A 17,151-nucleotide genomic window follows, 5' to 3' on the forward strand; every position below is an offset into this window, starting at 1 on the left:
CGCCGAGGACCCCCGCCATGGACTTCCTCTCCCGCATCTCGGTCCGCCGCCCGGTGTTCGCCACCGTGCTGATGCTGACCATCGTCGTGGTCGGCGCCGTCGGCTATCGCAGCCTCGGCGTCGACAAGTTCCCGCGCATCGACTTCCCGATGGTGGTGATCACCACCGTCTACCCGGGCGCGTCGCCGGCCTCGGTCGAGACCGACGTCACCGACAAGATCGAGGCCGCGGTCAACACCGTGTCCGGCGTCGAGACCCTGTCGTCGATCTCGTCCGAGGGCGCGTCGGTGGTGATCACGCAGTTCGCCCTCGAGAAGGATCCCGACGTCGCGGCTCAGGAGATCCGCGATCGGATCGCGACCATCCGCGACCTGCCGACGTCGATCCGGGCGCCCCAGATCCAGAAGGCCGACCCCGACGCGTCGCCGGTGCTGATGCTGTCGATCAAGGGCGACCTGCCGGTCGCCGCGCTGACCCGCATCGCCGAGGACAAGGTCAAGGCCCGGCTCGAGCGGGTCGGCGGCGTCGGCATGGTCCGCGTCGTCGGCGGCCAGAAGCGCCGCATCGAGGTCGCGCTCGACCCGATCCGGCTGGCCGGGACCAAGGTCACCGCGCTCGAGGTGGTCCGGGCGCTGTCGGTGTGCCTCCCGAGCCTGCCGGCCGGCCGGTTCGAGCGCGGCCCCGACAACGCGACGATGCGCATCGAGTGCCGCGGCGCCGGCGCCAGCGCGATCGGCGACCTGGTCGTCCGCCAGGTGGGCGCCAACCCGATCCGGGTGCGCGACGTCGCCGACGTCAACGACACGATCGCCGAGCTCGAGAGCGCCGCGGTCCGCGACGGCGCCCCCGCCATCCTGCTGGCGGTCCGCAAGCAGTCGGGCTCGAACACGGTCGCGGTGGTCGACGCCGCCAAGGCCGCGGTGGCCGAGATCGCCGACGCGCTGCCGGCCGGGGTCACGCTCGAGGTCGTGCGCGACAACTCCGAGGTCATCCGGACCTCGGCCGACCAGGTCACCGAGCACCTGATCCTCGGCGCGATCCTGGCCGCGGTGGTCGTGCTGGTGTTCCTGGGCAGCCTGCGGTCGACGATCATCGCCGCGGTCTCGATCCCGATCTCGATCATCGGCACGTTCGCGCTGATGAACCTGGCCGGGTTCACGCTCAACCTGATGACGCTCCTGGCGCTGGCGCTGGCGGTCGGCATCGTCATCGACGACGCGATCGTCGTGCTCGAGAACATCTACCGCCACATCGACGAGCACGGCGAGAAGCCGTTCCCGGCGGCGGTCAAGGCCACCAAGGAGATCAGCCTGGCCGTGCTCGCGACGACGCTGTCGCTGATGGCGGTGTTCCTGCCGGTGGCGTTCATGGACGGCATCGTCGGCCGGTTCCTCAAGAGTTTCGGCCTGACGATGGCGTTCGCGATCGCGGTGTCGATGCTGGTGTCCTTCACGATCACGCCGATGATGGCCGCGCGCATGCTGCCGTTGCCGCCGCCGCCCGGCGCGCAGCGCACGCGCTCGGTCCTCGAGCGGGTCATCGACGGCGGCTACAAGCCGATCGAGCGCGGCTACACCCGCATCCTGACGTTCGTCCTGGGCCACTGGTGGATGAAGCTGGCGATCGTGCTCCTGTCGGTCGGCGCGATCATGGCCTCCGGCCCGCTCGGCAAGAAGGCCGGGTTCGGGTTCCTGCCCGAGAACGACGAGGCCCACTTCGAGATCTACGTCAAGACCCGCGAGGGCTCGGGCGTCGACGCCACGACCGTGGTCGCCGAGCGCCTGGCCCGGGCCGCGCGCGCGATCCCCGAGGTCACGCACACGCTCACGACCGTGGCCGACAACGACCAGAAGATCTCGAACGTCGCCAGCGTCTACGTGCGCCTGACCGACCCGGTCGCGCGGTCCCGCAGCCAGAGCCTGATCATGGAGCAGGTGCGCAAGGAGGTGCTGCCGCTGGCCCCGGCCGACGCCAAGGTCTCGGTCGAGCTGGTCAACGACTTCTCGCTCGGCGGCCAGCGCAACTCGATGATCCAGTACCTGATCACCGGGCCGGACCTCGATCGGCTGCAGGTCTACGCCGAGCGCATCCTGACCAAGATGCACAAGGTGCCGGGCGTGGTCGACCTGGACTCGAGCATGCCGGCGCCGCTGCCCGAGACCACGCTCCAGCCCCACCTCGACCACGCCGCCGCGCTCGGCGTCGATCCCGGTGACCTGACGTCGACCCTCGGGATCCTGATGGGCGGCGTCGAGGCGCCCGGCGACGAGGAGCTGGGCAGCCGCTACGTCGTCATGGTGCGCGCCAACGAGCGCTTCCGGACCGACCCGTCGCTGCTCGGGCTGATCACGGTGCCGTCGGGCACGCTCGGGCTGGTGCCGCTGACCGACGTCGTCACCCAGTCCGACGGCACCGGCCCGTCGCAGATCACCCGGACCGCCCGCGCCAAGAGCATCACGATCATCTCCAACGTCGCGCCCGGCTACTCCGAGGGCGCGGTCGTCGCCGCCCTCGACGAGGCCATCAAGGACCTGAACCTGCCGCCCGGCTACTCGGCCGGCCCGTTCGGGCGCTCGAAGGAGATGGCCAAGACCGGCAAGGCGTTCATGTTCGCCTTCCTCCTGTCGTTCGTCTTCATGTACCTGGTGCTCGCGGCCCAGTTCGAGTCGTGGCTGCACCCGCTGACGATCATGCTGGCGCTGCCGCTGACGATGCCGTTCGCGTTCCTGTCGGTCGTGCTGTTCAAGGGCCAGCTCAACATCTTCTCGATGCTGGGCCTCCTGGTCCTGTTCGGCGTGGTCAAGAAGAACTCGATCTTGCAGATCGACCACGCGATCCAGCTCCGCGCCAAGGGCCTGGGCCGCGACGCGGCGATCATCGCCGCGGCCCGCGATCGGTTGCGCCCGATCCTGATGACCACGTTCGCGTTCGTCGCCGGCATGATGCCGCTGGTCGTGTCCAAGGGCATCGGCGCCGGCTTCTCGAAGGCCATCGCCGGCATCGTGGTCGGCGGCCAGACCTTCTCGCTGGTGCTGACGCTGATCGCGATCCCGGTGTTCTACGCGCTGTTCGACAGCCTCGCGGTCTACGGCGGGCGCGCCCGCCGCTGGGTGACCCACAGCGTGCTGCGGTTCCCGCCCCCGGCCGACCGCGGCCGAGCCGAGATCGAGCCGCCGGGCGATGCCCCCACCGCCCATGGGTGAGCCCTGGCCCGAGCGCCGATCTTGACACCCGGGGGCGCGGGGTGAAACGCTCCCGGTGATGTTGGGGCCTGCCATGGCACCCGCCGGCCATCGTCTCGGCCGTTACGAGGTGATCCGCCACCTCGCCAGCGGCGGCATGGCCGAGATCTACCTGGCGCGCGACGGCGCCGACACCGTGGTCGTGAAGGTGATCTCGCGCGATCGCGGGCACGACAAGAAGTTCATCCAGATGTTCCTGGACGAGGCCCGGGTCGCGGCCACGCTCCACCACCCCAACATCGCCGGGATGCTCGAGGTCGGACGCCAGGACGACACCTACTTCCTGGCGATGGAGTTCGTCGACGGCGACACCGCTCGGGCGCTGCTCGAGCGCGCGGTCGCGGCGCGGTTCCGGATCCCCCTGCCGGTGTGCCTGCACATCGTGACGGCGGTCGCGGCCGGGCTGCACCACGCCCACGAGCGCAAGACCGCGACCGGCGACGCGCTGCAGATCGTCCACCGCGACGTGACCCCCTCCAACATCATGGTCGCGTGGAACGGCGAGGTGAAGCTGCTCGACTTCGGCATCGCCCAGGCCAACAACCGCGCGGCCGAGACCCAGTCCGGAACGATCAAGGGCAAGTTCGCCTACATGTCTCCGGAGCAGTGCCGGGGCAAGGGCATCGATCGCCGCACCGACGTGTTCGCGCTCGGCATCGTCCTGTACGAGCTGACCACGCAGCGGCGCGCGTTCCGCACCGACAGCGACTTCGCCACGATGGATCGCATCGTCAACGGCCGGATCGACCGTCCGACCTCGTTCGACCCGACGTATCCGCGCGAGCTCGAGGACATCCTGATGACCGCGCTGGCGACCGAGATCGCGGACCGCTACCCCACCGCCGAGGCGCTGCGCGCCGCGCTCGTGGCCTACGCCCAGCGCACCGGCGCGGTGGCGACCCTGGCCGAGGTCGCGGCCTGCATGGCCCAGGTGTTCCACGGCGCCGCCAGCCCGCCGCACGAGGTCGAGAGCACGGCGTCGGACATCGACGTCGAGATCCGGGTCGGCGGCGCGGGCGCGGACGACCGCGATCTCGACGCGACCGATCACGACGACGCCGCCAGCACGCTGCCACGCCTGACCGCGGCGGAGCTGGCGGCGTCGGCTTCGAGCGCGCAGCTGGCCCCGTCCATGACCGGGCCGATGCCGGTGATGCCGCCGGTGCGCCCGTCGGGGTCGGTCGACGTGCCGGCGCTCGATCCGATCCTGAGCACCGGCTCGACGCCGCGCCCGGCGCCGGTCCACGCCACCGGCCCGCAGCCCCAGGTCGCCCGTGCCCACGTGACCGGCCCGACGCCGCGCATCCCGGTCGACGAGTGGAACGCGCCGATGAAGACGATCCTCGGCACCGGCCCGACGAGCGTCAACCGCAGCGCGGCCCAGCCCGCGCTGACCGACTCGGGCCGACGGCCGCGGCCGGTCCTGCCCGAGCCCGTGGCGCTGCCCCTCGAGACCATCACGCCGCCGGCCGAGCCGACCCACATCCGCCGGCGGCAGCGCCGCGGCTTGACCCTGGCGCTGATCGCCGTGGTCGTGGTCGCCGCGGTCGCGACCGCGGTGGTGCTCCTCGGCGCCGGCCGCACCGCGACCAGCGTCGCGCCCGCCGCCGCCCCGACCGCGCCCCGCTGAGCCGGGAACCGGGCTCCGGAACCGGAACGAAACCGGAGCCGGAGCCGGAGCCGGAGCCGAAGCCGGAGCCGGAGCCGGAACCGGAGCCGAAACCGGAGCCGGAACCGGAGCCGGACCCGGAGCCGGAGCCGGAGCCGGAGCCGGAGCCGGAGCCGGAGCCGGAACCGGACGACCGGAGCCGGAGGACCGGAGCCGGAACCGGAGCCGGAGCCGAAACCGGAGCCGAAACCGGAGCCGCCGGAGCCGAAACCGGAGCCGAAACCGGAGCCGAAACCGGAGCCGGCGGCGCTCAGACGCTCAGGGCGTCGGGGTCGGCGACGGCGCGGTCGGCGGTGGGACCGCCGTGGCCGGCGCCGGAGTCGCCGCGCCGGGCGTCGCCGCGCCGGGGGCCACCGCGCCAGGCGCCGCCGCGCCGGGGGCCACCGAGCCAGGCGCTGTCACACCCGGCGCGCCCAGGTTCTCGGGCGCGCCGGCCTTGCGCGCCTCCTGCATGTAGCGCGCCTCCATCTCGTCGAGCAGCTTGCGATCGTCGTCGCTGAGGATCTTGCGCTTGCCCTCGGTGAGCACCTGCGGCAGGCCGGTGCCCTCGGGCATGTTCGGCAGGACCAGGACCGTCTTGTTCGGCGAGGCGCCGAGCGTGCGGTAGACCTGCACCGCCTTCTGCTGCACGTACAGCGGATCGAGCGTCGAGCTGATGATCATCTGCTGCTTGGCGACGCGCAGCGCCTCGAGCACGCGGATGGCGGCCTCCTTCGAGGCCTTCGCCAGCACGTACTGCTGGCGCTCGAGCTCCTGCTTCTTGGCGATCTTCAGCGAGATCGCGACGGCGACCTCCTCGGGGAACTGGATCTGGCCGACGTCGACGCTCTCGATCATGATCGGCGTCGTGCCGAACTTGGCCGCGAGCTTCTCGGCGATCAGCTGCTTGACCTTGGGCGTCTCGAGCTGGATGTCGGTGGCCGAGAACCGCGTCACCTGCTCGCGCACGATCGTCCGCAGCGGCTCCTTGACGTTGCCCACGTACCACTCGGCGCCGCCCCACTGCTCGACGATCTCCTTGACCGAGTTGTCGCGCAGCTTGATGCGGGTGTTGACCTCGAACGACACGCTCAGGTTGTCGCTGGTCAGGAGCTGGAAGTCCTCCTTGTAGCTCTTGGCCCGCATGTCGACGTTCTCGGTGTACAGGCGCCACGACACGCCGGTCGAGGCCGGGCCGCGCAGGGCCCGCTGGTACTCCATCTTGCCGATCAGCAGCGGCCGCCGGTAGACGTAGCCCTCGTGGCCCTGCGGCACGTCGGGGTTGGTGCAGGCGCTGGCCGCGAGCGCGGCCCCGACGACGGCCACGCACCAGGCGCGGCACCAGGGACGGGTCGAGGTGATCACTTGCCCTCCGGGATCTGCAGGATCATCGGCGCCGAGCTGCCGTGCGGGTTCATCGGCATGATCACGAACGTCGTGTTCGGGGACGAGGCCAGCTCCTCGATCGCGCGCAGCGCCTCGAACTGGAGGAACATCGGGTCGAGCGTCGTGCGGATGATCCGCTGCGCGTCGGCGATGCCCTTGGCCTCGGCGATGCCGATCTCGATCTGGCGCTGCGCGATCTCGAGCTCGACGTCCTTGCGCTCGTTCTCCTCGTTGGTCACGAACTTGGCGATGACCGACTCGACGACGCCCTGGGGGTAGACGATGTCGCCGACGTCGACGCTCAGGAACTCGATGCCGCTGTCGCGGTAGCGCAGCTGCATGTCGGTCAGGACCTCGTCGCCGATCGCGCGCATCTCGTTCTTGACGTCGAACACGTCGAGGCGCTGGACCTTGTCGCGCACCGCCGACCGGTACTGATCGCGGACGTTGTTCTCGTACCACTTGGCGCCGCCGTAGGTCTCGACCACGTCGCGGACCTTGTTCGGATCGAGGCGGATGCGGGCGTGGGCGCGCAGCTCGACCTCGAGCCGGTTGCGGGTCGGGATCTTCATCACCTCGCTGTACGTGTTCGGCCGGACGTCGATGTTGACGACCTCGCGCCGCCACACGAACCCGGTCGAGGTCGGCCCGGTGATCGTGCCGACGAAGGCGCCGGCGCCCAGGAACGGCCGCGACCGGACGTAGCCGACGTGGCCCGCGGGCGTGTGGTGGTTGCGACAGCCCGCGTAGACGACCGCCAGCGCGATCGCGAGGCCAGCCACGACGACACCGCCGAGGTTCTGGGGGCGCCAGAGCCCCGCCTGCCAACCTCGGTGCCTAGATCCGTTCGCCTCCATGTGGCTTCCTCCTCGTTGTCTGGGGCCGTCATAGCCCGGATCGGCGGCCGCGCCAAGCCGCCGGCCGGTTATCGCCCGCGGGGTCGCGCGCCGCCGACCGCGGCCGACGCGGCGCGAACTACTTGGTGCTCAAACGAGATGTCCGCGCGCGCTCGACGGCGCCTCGCCGCGGGTCACCGACGCCGGCGTCCGCTCACGCGGTGCGGCGGAACCGCTCGACCCACGCCACCAGCGCGGCGCCGTAGCTGCGCAGGTGGGCCTGGGTGGGCGCGTCGGTGAGCACGCCGTCGGTGAAGCGGTCCTGGGGCCGGGCCACGAACACCTCGGGCTGGAGCATCGCCGGTGAGTCCGTGTACACCAGGATCTGGCGCAGGTGGTACTGCGCGCGCATGCCGCCGCTCATGCCGGCGGCGGCGCTGACCAGACCGACGGGCTTGCCGCGCAAGGGCGAGGTCGGCGACGGGCGCGAGGCCCAGTCGATCGCGTTCTTGAGCACGCCGGGCACGCTGTAGTTGTACTCGGGCGTCGCGATCACCAGGCCGTCGGCCGCCGCGATCGCCGCCTTCCACGCCGTCACGGCCTCGGGGTCGGGGCCGTCGGGGTCGAAGGTCGGGAGCTCGGCCAGGCGCCCGAAGATGGTCAGCGTGGCGCCCTCGGGCAGGTGGGCGCCGACCGCGGCGAGGAGGGCGCGGTTGTGGGATCCGCGACGGATACTGCCAGCGATGCCGAGGAGCTTGGTCACCGCCGGACCTTACCTGACAAGCCGGCGCCGGTGACGCCGCGGTAACCGACCGGGCGATCTGGCCGTAGGCTTGCGACATGCGGTTCACCAACCCAGCCAAGCTGCGCTTGCCCGGTCCGGGCGAGGCCCTCCCCGGTCGCGCCCACGCCATCGCGGTCGCGCCCAGCCACGCCGTCCTCGGCAACCCGATGACGCCGCCCTTCCCCGCCGGCGTCGCGACCGCGATGTTCGGCCTCGGCTGCTTCTGGGGCGCCGAGCGCGTGTTCTGGCAGACCCCCGGCGTGTGGACGACCGCGGTCGGCTACGCCGGTGGCCCCACGCCCAACCCGACCTACGAAGAGGTGTGCTCGGGCCGGACCGGCCACAACGAGGTCGTGCTGGTCGGCTACGAGCCGGCGCGCGTCGACTACGCGCGGCTCGTGCAGCTGTTCTTCGACAGCCACGACCCGACCCAGGGCATGCGCCAGGGCAACGACGTCGGCACCCAGTACCGCTCGGGCATCTACGCCTTCGACGCCGCGCAGCGGGCCGCGGCCGAGGCCGCCCGGGCCGCGTTCGGGCCCCGGCTGGCGGCCGCGGGCTGGGACGCGATCACGACCGAGATCATCGACGCGCCGCCGTTCTACTTCGCCGAGGACTACCACCAGCAGTACCTGCACAAGAACCCGCGCGGCTACTGCGGGCTCGGCGGCACCGGCGTCGCGTGTCCGATCGGCACCGGCGTGGCCTGAGCCCGAATCCGATTTACTCGCCGTCGCGGCTGCGGTACGCCCGGACGCGATGAAGGCAACGCTCGCGATCTTGCTGGTGACGGTGGTGGGCCTGGGCGCCTGTGGCGACGACGGGGGCACGGGCGACCTCGACGCGGGCGTCGACGCCGCGATCGACGCCCGGCTCGAGGGCTTCGACTCGCCCGACGACAGCTGCCCCGGCGCGGCGCACTGCGCGACCGCCGGCGACGGCACGCTCGCGGTCGGCGCCGCCAAGCGGATCTTCACGCCGACGATCGTCGAGACCTGGACCGACGAGGACGGCGACGGCGAGTACGACAACGGCGAGCCCTACGTCGACGCCAACGGCAACGGCGTGTTCGACGCCTACTGGCTGTTCGGCGGCGGCCGCGCCGCCAACGGCGTCAAGAGCGACCTCGAGGCCCGCGCGGTGGTGTTCGCCCAGGGCGACACCAAGGTCGCGCTGGTCTACTGCGACGCGATCGGCCTGTTGCTCGGCGACATCGAGTCGATCCGCACCGATCCGCGCATCGCCGCCGCCGGCGTCGATCACGTCATCGTCGGCTCGATCCACGCCCACGACGCGGTCGACACGATCGGCCTGTGGGGCCCGCAGGCGCTGGTGAGCGGCTACAACCCGACCTACAACGCCGCGCTGGTCGACGCCACGGTCGCCGCGGTCGTGGCCGCGGCCGGCGCCACCGCGCCCGCGCACCTGGTCATCGCCAAGACGCTCTTGCTCAACGTCCCCGGCGACCCGACCAGCCGCACCGATCAGTGGAACAAGGACATCCGCGATCCGATCATCTTCGATCCGACGATCACGGTCGCGCGGTTCGTGCGCGCCGACGACCCCGACGCCACGATCGCCACGGTCGTCAACTGGGCCGACCACCCGGAGATGTCGGCGTTCGGCCTCGACAACCTGCTGATCTCGTCCCACTACGTCCACTACCTGCGCGACGGGATCGAGCAGGGCGTCGCGCCGCCGTGGCGCGACCCGATCGCCGGCATCGGCGGCGTGACCGTGTTCGTGCAAGGCGCGCTCGGCGGGCAGATCGGCTCGATCCGCGACGCGCCGGTGCCGGGCCCCGACGGCACGCCGATCACCGAGTCGGGCCACCCCAAGGAGGAGGCGCTGGGCACCAACCTCGCGCGCCGCAGCCTCGAGATCCTGCGCGACGAGGGCGAGACGGTCTCCGACCTGCCGCTGTCGTACCGCACCGCCAGGTTCCACGCGCAGATCAACAACACCGGCTTCCAGGTGGCGTTCATCATCGGCCTGCTGGCCCCGCACCCGCTGGCCGGCTACGACCCCGAGCAGCCGATCGGCCCCGGCAACGAGCCGTGGATCCCGATGCGCGCGACCTACCTGCAGGTGGGCCCGCTGGCGATCATCACCGCGCCCGGCGAGCTGCACCCCGAGCTGTGGGTCGGCGGCTACGACGGCTCGTGGTCGTGGGGCTGGCCGATCCTCGACACGACCAAGCCCAACGCGCCCGATCTGTCGACCGCGCCGATGCCGCCGTACCTGCGCGACGTCGTGCTCGCGAACCCGGGCGTGCGCTACCCGGTGCTGGCCGGCCTGGCGATGGACTACTGCGGCTACATCGTCCCGGCCTACAACTACGTGCTCAACAGCAACTCGCCGTACATCGACGAGGCCGACGGCGATCACTACGAGGAGACCTACTCGCTCGGCCCCAACGTCGAGCGCCACGTCGTCTACCCGCTGCTGGAGCTCGCCGGCTGGCGGCCGTGAGGCGCTGAGCTGCGGCGCTGGTCACGGCTCCGGCTCCGGCTCCGGCTCCCGCTCCGGATCCGGTACCGGCTCCGACTCCGGTTCCGGTTCCGGTTCCGGTTCCGGTTCCGGTTCCCGCTCCGACTCCGGTTCCCGCTCCGACTCCGACTCCGACTCCGACTCCGACTCCGACTCCGGCTCCGGCTCCGGCTCCGGCTCCGACTCCGGCTCCGGCTCCGGCTCCGGCTCCGGCTCCGGCTCCGGTTCCGGCTCCGGTTCCGGCTCCGGCTCCGGTTACGCTCTCGGCCCCATGACGCCCCCGCTCACCTACAAGTTCGTCGAGGTGGCCCCGGTCACCGCCGAGACCCTCGAGCACGCCGTCAACACCACGGTCGCCGAGGGCTGGGTCCTCGACGGCGTCCGCTTCGTCATGACCGAGGCGTCGAAGCGCCCGGCGATGGCGTTCGTGAGCTTCGTGCGGCCGACCGACGCTACGGGCTGACCGCCGCGCCGGCGTCGTCGCCGATCGGCGCTCCGGCGCCCCGGACGTGGGTCGCGATCGCGGCCGCGGCCAGCGCGGCCTCGAGCTCGGTCCAGGTGCCCTGCCGCGCATCGCCGGCGACGGTGACCTCGGCGCCGCCGGCGGCGCGGCAGGCGGTGACCGCCGTCGCGATCGTGGCGGGCTGACCGTCGACCGTGATCCCGGCCGCGTCGACCCGGAGCGCGCACCTCGGCGCGGGGGTGGGCGCTGGCTTCGCCACGGTGCCGCGGCCCGCGCCACCGCCGAGCCCGCGGCCGCCGCCCCCGCCCACGCCGAAGCCGCCCCGGCAGCGGATCAGCAGCACCGCGATCACCAGCGCCGCGGCGACGCCGATCCAGAACAGCGCGCGCCGGATGCGGCCGCGCCGGGTCAGGCGCGCCTGGGCCGTCGACGTCATGGGATCACCTCCGGGGTCGTGGGCTCGACGATCACCGCCAGGGCCTGCTGCCCGCGCTGGCACCGCGCGATGTCGCGCTGCAGCCCGGCGACCAGGGCCACCGGCAGCTCGGCCAGCGCCGCCGCAGGGGCGATCACGATGACGTGCTCGGGCAGCGCCGTCGCGCCCAGCGCGCGCGCGACCACGGCGCACACCTGCGCCGCCGGCGCGCGATCGCCCAGGTAGGCCAGGCCGACGTCGCGGTCGGCGACAGCCTCGAGCAGCGGCGCGCCGACCGGGCGCACGCCGTCGGCCGCCTCGAGCTCGATCAGCGTGCCGTCGGCGGCGATCCGCACCGCGACCAGCGGCGCACCCTCGAGCTGGCGCGCGACCGTCGCCACGGCGGCGCGGCGCAGCGCCGCCAGGGTCGGTGAGGTCGCCGGCGGCGCGACCACCTCGGGCGCAGGCGGCGGCGCCGGCTTGGCCGCGCCGCGGGCGCTCGCGGACACCAGCGACGCGAACACCAGGATGAACAGCACGTCGAGCAGCGACGTCAGCGCTCCCGGCGCAGGCGCGCGCCGCCTCACGCGGGCGCTCCACCGGCGCGGCGCCGCGCGTCCCAGGCCTCGACGTTGCGATCGCACGCGTCGACCCAGGCGTGCAGCTTCACGCCGAAGATCGACGACAGCACGATCGAGTAGGCCAGGCCGGCGACCGTGGTCCACACCGCCAGCGCCAGCGGGCCGAGCAGCGCGGTCACGTCGTCGCCGGTCACCGCCAGCGACAGGCCCAGGCCCAGGACCGTGCCGAGCAGGCCGAGCTGCCGCAGCAGATCGACCCAGAACGCCAGCGCCGGCTCGACCCGGAACGCCCGGAGCTGCCACGCGCGCACCTGCCGCGCCGCCCACGCCGGCTCGGTCGCGACCACGACCGCGTGGATCTCGTCGCGCAGCGCCTCGAGCTCGAGGCCGGTGCCGCGCCCGGCCGACGGTGAGTCGACCAGCTCGAGCCCGAGCTGCTCGGTGACCGCGCGCACCCACCGGAGCTCGCCGCGCAGGTGCAGGGCCGATCCCACGAAGACGATCGTGATGATCACCAGCATCAGGGCCGTGAGCCCCCAGCCCTGGACGAACGCGGACATCGCGCCTGCATGATAGTGCATCCGCGCGGGCGCCGCGCCCGGGTCGCCGCCGCGATCGTGGCCGCGGCCGGCCACGGCGGCGCCGCGGCCGTGCGATGACGTCGCCATGACCGTCGCCGATCCCGCCACGACCCACTTCGACGAGCTGATCATCGGCGCGGGCATGGCCGGGCTGACGGTCGCGAGCCTGCTGGCCGCCGACGGTCGCAAGGTGCTGGTGGTCGAGGCCCACGACACGCCCGGCGGCTACGCGCACACCTTCGCGATGGGCGCGTACCGGTTCTGCGCCCAGGTCCACTACATCTGGAACTGCGGCGAGGGCGAGCCGGTGCACGAGCTGCTGCGCCGGCTCGGCCTGGCCGAGACGGTCCGGTTCCACCGCCTCGACCCCGAGGGCTTCGACCACGTCGTCGTCGCCGGCGATCGCTACCGCATCCCCAACGGCCTCGAGAAGTACCGCGACCGCCTGCTGCGGCGGCACCCCGAGGCGGTCACGCCGCTGCGCCGCTACTTCGAGATCATCATGGGCCTCGGCCGCGAGCTCGATCGGCTGCCGCCCAAGATCGGCTGGCGCGAGCTGGTCACCGCGCCGGTGCGGTTCCCGTACCTGCTGCGGCACCAGCGGTGGACGCTGCAGCGCCTCTACGATCACCTGGCGATGCCGCCGCGGCTGCAGGCGGTGCTGGCCGGCCAGGCCGGCGACTACCTGTTGCCGCCGGCCGAGGTGTCGCTCGTGCTGCACGTCGCGCTGGTGCGCAGCTACGACCGCGGCGCGTACTACCCCGAGCATCACTTCCAGCACCTGATCGGCAGCATCGCCGACTCGATCAGCGCGCGGCCCGGCTGTCACGTCGAGCTCGAGACGCCGATCACCCGCATCGAGGTCGCGGGCGGCAAGGTCACCGGCGTGATCGCCGCCGACGGCCGCCGCTTCACCGCCGACCGCTACGTCTCCAACGTCGATCCGCAGCGGACCGTCGCGATGATCGGCCCCCACCACCTGCCGACCGACTACGTGCGCCGCCTGACCTACGCCTACTCGTCGGGCACGTTCACGCTGTACCTGGGCGTACGCGGCCTCGACCTGCGCGACCACGGTTTCGGCTCGTGGAACGTGTGGCACTACCCCGACGACGATCTCAACGCCCAGTACCGCCGGCAGCTGGTCGACGGCAACTGCGACGATCCGTGGCTGTTCATGTCGACGCCGACGCTCCACACCGACGCGCCCGGCCTGTGCCCGCCCGGCGACCAGATCCTCGAGGTGGCGACCAGCGCGCCCTATGCGCGCTGGGCCGAGCTGCGCGCGCGCGACCGCCGGCGCTACAACGCCGAGAAGAAGCGCATCCGCGATCACCTGCTGGCGCTGGTCGAGGAGCGCTACGTCCCCGGCCTGCGCGAGCACCTGGTCATGCGGGTCATGGGCACGCCCGCCACCAACGCCCGGTTCTGCGGCGCGCCCGAGGGCAACGCCTACGGCGCCGCGCTGACCCCGCGCCAGGTCGTGCAGGCTCGCGTGCCGACCGAGACCCCGCTGGCCAACCTGTGGCTCGCCAACGCCACCGCGGGCTTCCCCAGCGTCGCCGGGACCGTCAAGGTCGGGATGGATCTGCACCGCCGCCTGGCGCGGTGACGCCGGAGCCGGAACCGGAACCGGAACCGGAGCCGGCGTCGGAACCGGAACCGGTGCCGGAGCCGGTGCCGGAGCCGGTGTCGGAGCCGGACCGGAGCCGGAGCCGGTGTCGGAACCGGAACCCGAGCCCGAGCCGGAGCGGAACCGGAACCGGAGCCGGTGTCGGAACCGGAACCGGAGCCGGTGTCGGAACCGGAACCCGAGCCCGAGCCGGAGCCGGAACCGGAGCCGGAACCGGAGCCGGAACCGGAGCCGGTGTCGGAACCCGAGCCGGTGCCGGAGCCCGAGCCGGAGCCGGAGCCGGTGTGGACTCTGGGGCCCTACGGCGCCGGCACGCCGGCGTCGGGCTCGGCGTCGGGCGCGGGCAGCGGCGTCATCGACGGCAGGCTCAGGGTGTAGCGCTGGGCCTTGGGGTTGGCCGGCAACGTGACGCCCTTGCAGACCGCGGCGAGCTTGTCGAGGTTGGCCTGGACGCGATCCATGAGCTGGCGGTCCATCAGGCTGCCGGTGATCGGGATCGCGCACACGCTGTAGCTGCCGGGCATGAGCTCGTCGAAGGTCGGGAACGTCGCCGTGCCCAGCCAGATCTCCATGCCGGCGGCGCCGCCGGTCGCGGCGCCGTTGGAGGCCAGGAACGCGTCCATCAACTGCTTGCCGTTGGTGGCCGCGAACGCGCCGCGCATCAGCAGCAGCCACGCGGCGTTGACGGTGGCGCCGGGCTCGGCCTCGACCTTGACGGTCAGCGCGACGTCGCCGGCCGGGATGTCGATCGACGCGTCGGTCGGCCGGCCCTCGATCACCGTCACGGTGCGCGACGCGCTGACCGCCGACATCATCGACGTCTGCATCGCCTGGACCGAGGTCGGGCCCTCGGGCACCTTGTCGAGCACGAACTTGCCGTCGGCGCCGCTCTGCACGAACACCGCCTGACCGCTCGAGCCGATCGGCGCGGCGTTGACCGTGGCGCCGCTGACCGGCTGGCCCTTGCGGGTGACGGTGCCGACCAGCGAGCCGTAGCCGCGCACGGTCAGCTTCAGGTCGGTGACGTCGACGGCGCCGCGCGGGACCTCCATCGACAGGCTGCGGCCGCGGCTGGCGTGCTCGGCGATGATCAGACCGCCGTCCTTGGAGATGCCGCGCACGGCGAAGGCGCCGTCGGCGTCGGTGGTCGCGCTGCGGATGCCGGCCTGGCCCGAGGCGTCGGGATCGGCGGCGATGGTCTTGCCGTCGCCGAAGAGCATCTTGCCGACCAGCACCCGCGCGCCCTCGACCGGGGCGCCCTTGCCGTCGACCACGCGGCCGGTGACCTTGCGCCCGGCGGTGACGGTGATCGCGCCGACGTCGGTGATCTCGCCGTCGGTCACCACCAGGTCGCCCTTCACGAGCTCGGCGAAGTCGGGGCCGGTGACGCGCAGATCGAACCGGCCCGGGTTCATGCCGCCGAGCTCGAAGCGCCCGTCGCGGGTGGTCACGCGGTGCTCCCAGCCCGCGGCGACGATCGCCAGGCTCGGCGCCTTGCCGGTGTCGAGGACGATCGTGCCGCGCAGGCCGCCCGGGGTCGGCAGCACCAGGCGCACGTCGGTGGCGCCGGCGCGGACCGAGGTCGAGCCGGAGCCCCAGGCCGCGCGCTCGCCGTGGCCCTCGCGCGACGCCGCCAGCCGGTAGCTGCCGTCCTCGAGCCCGCGCAGCACGAACCGGCCGCCGCCGTCGGTGGTGGTCGCGGTCGACGACGCGAGGATCAGGTCGCTGCGGCTGCGGTCGTCGGCCAGGAAGTCCGGCACCGCCGACACCGAGGCCTCGGGCACCGGCGCGCCGGCGCGGTCGACGACGATCCCGGCGATGCGACCGGCCTGATCGAGCACCAGCCGGAGGTCCTTGCGGTCGGGCGTGGCCGCGAGGTCGACGTCGGAGATCTTCGAGGCGGCGACCTCGGACTCGGCGCGGATCCGCACCGGCGCCCGCGGCAGCCCCTCGACGACGAACTGGCCGCGGTCGTCGGCCGCGGCCTGGCGGTTGACCATGTCGTTGGACCACTCGGTGCCGCTGACCCGCACGGTCGCGTACGGCGCCGGCGCGCCGTCGCCGTCGACCACGGTGCCGGCGAGGCGCCCGGCCGCGGCCAGCACGATCCGCACGCCGGTCGTCGGGCGATCGTCGGCGACGGTGACCAGCGGGCTGGTGCCGGGCGCGTGGGCCTCGTCCTTGGCGGCGAGCCGGTACGAGCCCGGCGCTACGGTCGCGATCGCGAACTCGCCCTTGGCGTCGGTCGTCACCGCGGTCCGCTCGCCCGAGGTGAACTCCCAGCTCGACGCGTCGCGCGGCCAGACCTTGGCCCCGGCGACCGGCGCCCCGCCCTGGTCGACGACCGTGCCGCTGACCGCGACGCCGCGCCGGAGCGCCAGGACGATCTCGACCTGGCGCTGGGTCTTGCCGATGACCGCGGTCCCGGTCGCCGGCGCGTAGCCGGGCGCGGTCGCCGACGCCACCGTCCAGCCGTCGTCGACGCCGGTGAACGTGGCCACGCCGGCGGCGTCGGTGGTGGCGGTCGGCTCGGTGATCGACGCCAGCGTGACCACCGCGCCGGCGACCGGCCGGGCGTCGGCGCCGTCGCCGTGGACCGTGACCTTGACGGTGGCGCCGAGGCGCAGCCGGATGATCACCGGCTCGGCGTCGGCCGCGACCCGGGTCGAGACCGGCCCGCCGACGAGGTCGCCGCGACGCGCGCCGACCGCGTAGGTGCGACCGAGCAGCTTGTCGAACGCGAACGAGCCGTCGGCCTCGGTCGTGACCTTGCGCAGCGGCGCGGACGAGACCCACACCTCAGCGCCAGCCACCGGGTGATCGAGATCGTCGAGCACCTGGCCCTCGAGCAAGAGCGGCCCCGCGGGATCGGCGTCGCGCGCCAGGATCGGCGCCGGGCCCGACGGCGCCTCGGGCTGGGCCTGGGACGGCGTCCGCGGCGCCGCGGTCGGCGCGGCGGTCGGGGCCGGCGGCGGGGGCGGCGCATGGCCGCGGCGTCCGAAGGCGAACCACACCACCACCGCCACCCCCGCGAGCGCCAGGCCGATGAGCGCGAGCGTCTTCTTGGTCATCGCGCCCCGAGCTAAGCACGA

At 73.0% G+C, this 17,151-nt stretch carries 13 protein-coding genes; 6 read left to right on the forward strand and 7 right to left on the reverse strand.

Annotated features, from left to right (window positions below):
• Nucleotides 1-17: 17 nt before the first annotated feature.
• Nucleotides 18-3,203, forward strand: a complete 3,186-nt coding sequence (locus IPL61_04335; protein MBK9030559.1) for an efflux RND transporter permease subunit — start codon at nucleotides 18-20, stop codon at nucleotides 3,201-3,203.
• Between the two features lie 109 nt (nucleotides 3,204-3,312).
• Entirely contained in the window at nucleotides 3,313-4,872 is a 1,560-nt protein-coding gene (locus IPL61_04340) for a serine/threonine protein kinase (GenBank protein ID MBK9030560.1), read from the forward strand.
• 297 nt (nucleotides 4,873-5,169) lie between these two features.
• Here the strand turns inward: IPL61_04340 and IPL61_04345 are convergent, their stop codons facing one another.
• The 3 genes from IPL61_04345 to IPL61_04355 all read right to left on the reverse strand — a co-directional run bounded on the left by IPL61_04345 (nucleotide 5,170) and on the right by IPL61_04355 (nucleotide 7,875).
• Nucleotides 5,170-6,216: a hypothetical protein gene (locus IPL61_04345; protein ID MBK9030561.1), complete on the reverse strand. Its 1,047-nt coding sequence runs from the start codon at nucleotides 6,214-6,216 to the stop codon at nucleotides 5,170-5,172.
• Between the two features lie 35 nt (nucleotides 6,217-6,251).
• On the reverse strand, nucleotides 6,252-7,058 hold the full coding sequence (locus IPL61_04350; protein MBK9030562.1) for a hypothetical protein: 807 nt from the start codon (nucleotides 7,056-7,058) through the stop codon (nucleotides 6,252-6,254).
• 268 nt (nucleotides 7,059-7,326) lie between these two features.
• Nucleotides 7,327-7,875 (reverse strand): NAD(P)H-dependent oxidoreductase, encoded by a 549-nt coding sequence (locus IPL61_04355; GenBank protein ID MBK9030563.1) that lies wholly within the window; start codon nucleotides 7,873-7,875, stop codon nucleotides 7,327-7,329.
• A 77-nt stretch (nucleotides 7,876-7,952) separates the two neighbouring features.
• Between IPL61_04355 and msrA the strand changes: the two genes are divergently transcribed.
• The 3 genes from msrA (at nucleotide 7,953) to IPL61_04370 (ending at nucleotide 10,849) form a co-directional block, all read left to right on the forward strand.
• Nucleotides 7,953-8,606 carry a peptide-methionine (S)-S-oxide reductase MsrA gene (gene msrA / locus IPL61_04360; GenBank protein MBK9030564.1) on the forward strand — a complete coding sequence of 218 codons (654 nt, stop codon included), beginning with the start codon at nucleotides 7,953-7,955 and terminating at the stop codon, nucleotides 8,604-8,606.
• 49 nt (nucleotides 8,607-8,655) lie between these two features.
• Nucleotides 8,656-10,368, forward strand: a complete 1,713-nt coding sequence (locus IPL61_04365; protein ID MBK9030565.1) for a hypothetical protein — start codon at nucleotides 8,656-8,658, stop codon at nucleotides 10,366-10,368.
• Nucleotides 10,369-10,657: 289 nt separating this feature from the next.
• Complete coding sequence (locus tag IPL61_04370; protein ID MBK9030566.1) at nucleotides 10,658-10,849, forward strand: DUF4177 domain-containing protein; 192 nt, start codon at nucleotides 10,658-10,660, stop codon at nucleotides 10,847-10,849.
• Here the strand turns inward: IPL61_04370 and IPL61_04375 are convergent.
• The 3 genes from IPL61_04375 to IPL61_04385 are packed head-to-tail and all read right to left on the reverse strand — an operon-like array spanning nucleotide 10,839 to nucleotide 12,405.
• Nucleotides 10,839-11,285: a hypothetical protein gene (locus tag IPL61_04375; protein MBK9030567.1), complete on the reverse strand. Its 447-nt coding sequence runs from the start codon at nucleotides 11,283-11,285 to the stop codon at nucleotides 10,839-10,841. The two genes, IPL61_04370 and IPL61_04375, sit on opposite strands and share 11 nt — an antisense overlap.
• The gene (locus tag IPL61_04380; GenBank protein MBK9030568.1) at nucleotides 11,282-11,851 is read right to left on the reverse strand and encodes a hypothetical protein; all 570 of its coding nucleotides are present in this window, start codon (nucleotides 11,849-11,851) and stop codon (nucleotides 11,282-11,284) included. Before IPL61_04380 ends, IPL61_04375 begins: the two co-directional genes overlap by 4 nt.
• Entirely contained in the window at nucleotides 11,848-12,405 is a 558-nt protein-coding gene (locus tag IPL61_04385; protein MBK9030569.1) for a MotA/TolQ/ExbB proton channel family protein, read from the reverse strand. The genes IPL61_04380 and IPL61_04385 overlap by 4 nt, the downstream gene beginning before the upstream one ends.
• Nucleotides 12,406-12,511: 106 nt before the next feature.
• Here IPL61_04385 and IPL61_04390 point away from each other — a divergent pair, with 106 nt between their 5' ends.
• Nucleotides 12,512-14,038 (forward strand): NAD(P)/FAD-dependent oxidoreductase, encoded by a 1,527-nt coding sequence (locus IPL61_04390; GenBank protein ID MBK9030570.1) that lies wholly within the window; start codon nucleotides 12,512-12,514, stop codon nucleotides 14,036-14,038.
• 320 nt (nucleotides 14,039-14,358) lie between these two features.
• Here IPL61_04390 and IPL61_04395 read toward each other — a convergent pair whose 3' ends face one another.
• On the reverse strand, nucleotides 14,359-17,130 hold the full coding sequence (locus tag IPL61_04395) for a carboxypeptidase regulatory-like domain-containing protein (GenBank protein MBK9030571.1): 2,772 nt from the start codon (nucleotides 17,128-17,130) through the stop codon (nucleotides 14,359-14,361).
• Nucleotides 17,131-17,151: the final 21 nt, after the last annotated feature.

It is taken from the genome of Myxococcales bacterium (genome assembly GCA_016717005.1).
GTDB lineage: Bacteria > Myxococcota_A > Polyangia > Haliangiales > Haliangiaceae > UBA2376.

Coding starts and splice junctions, on each gene's coding strand:
- IPL61_04375 (MBK9030567.1), bottom strand. CDS start 11,285: ATGACGTCGACGGCCCAGGCGCGCCTGACCCGGCGCGGCCGCATCCGG.
- IPL61_04395 (MBK9030571.1), bottom strand. CDS start 17,130: ATGACCAAGAAGACGCTCGCGCTCATCGGCCTGGCGCTCGCGGGGGTG.
- IPL61_04370 (MBK9030566.1), top strand. CDS start 10,658: ATGACGCCCCCGCTCACCTACAAGTTCGTCGAGGTGGCCCCGGTCACC.
- IPL61_04335 (MBK9030559.1), top strand. CDS start 18: ATGGACTTCCTCTCCCGCATCTCGGTCCGCCGCCCGGTGTTCGCCACC.
- IPL61_04385 (MBK9030569.1), bottom strand. CDS start 12,405: ATGTCCGCGTTCGTCCAGGGCTGGGGGCTCACGGCCCTGATGCTGGTG.
- IPL61_04390 (MBK9030570.1), top strand. CDS start 12,512: ATGACCGTCGCCGATCCCGCCACGACCCACTTCGACGAGCTGATCATC.
- msrA (MBK9030564.1), top strand. CDS start 7,953: ATGCGGTTCACCAACCCAGCCAAGCTGCGCTTGCCCGGTCCGGGCGAG.
- IPL61_04365 (MBK9030565.1), top strand. CDS start 8,656: ATGAAGGCAACGCTCGCGATCTTGCTGGTGACGGTGGTGGGCCTGGGC.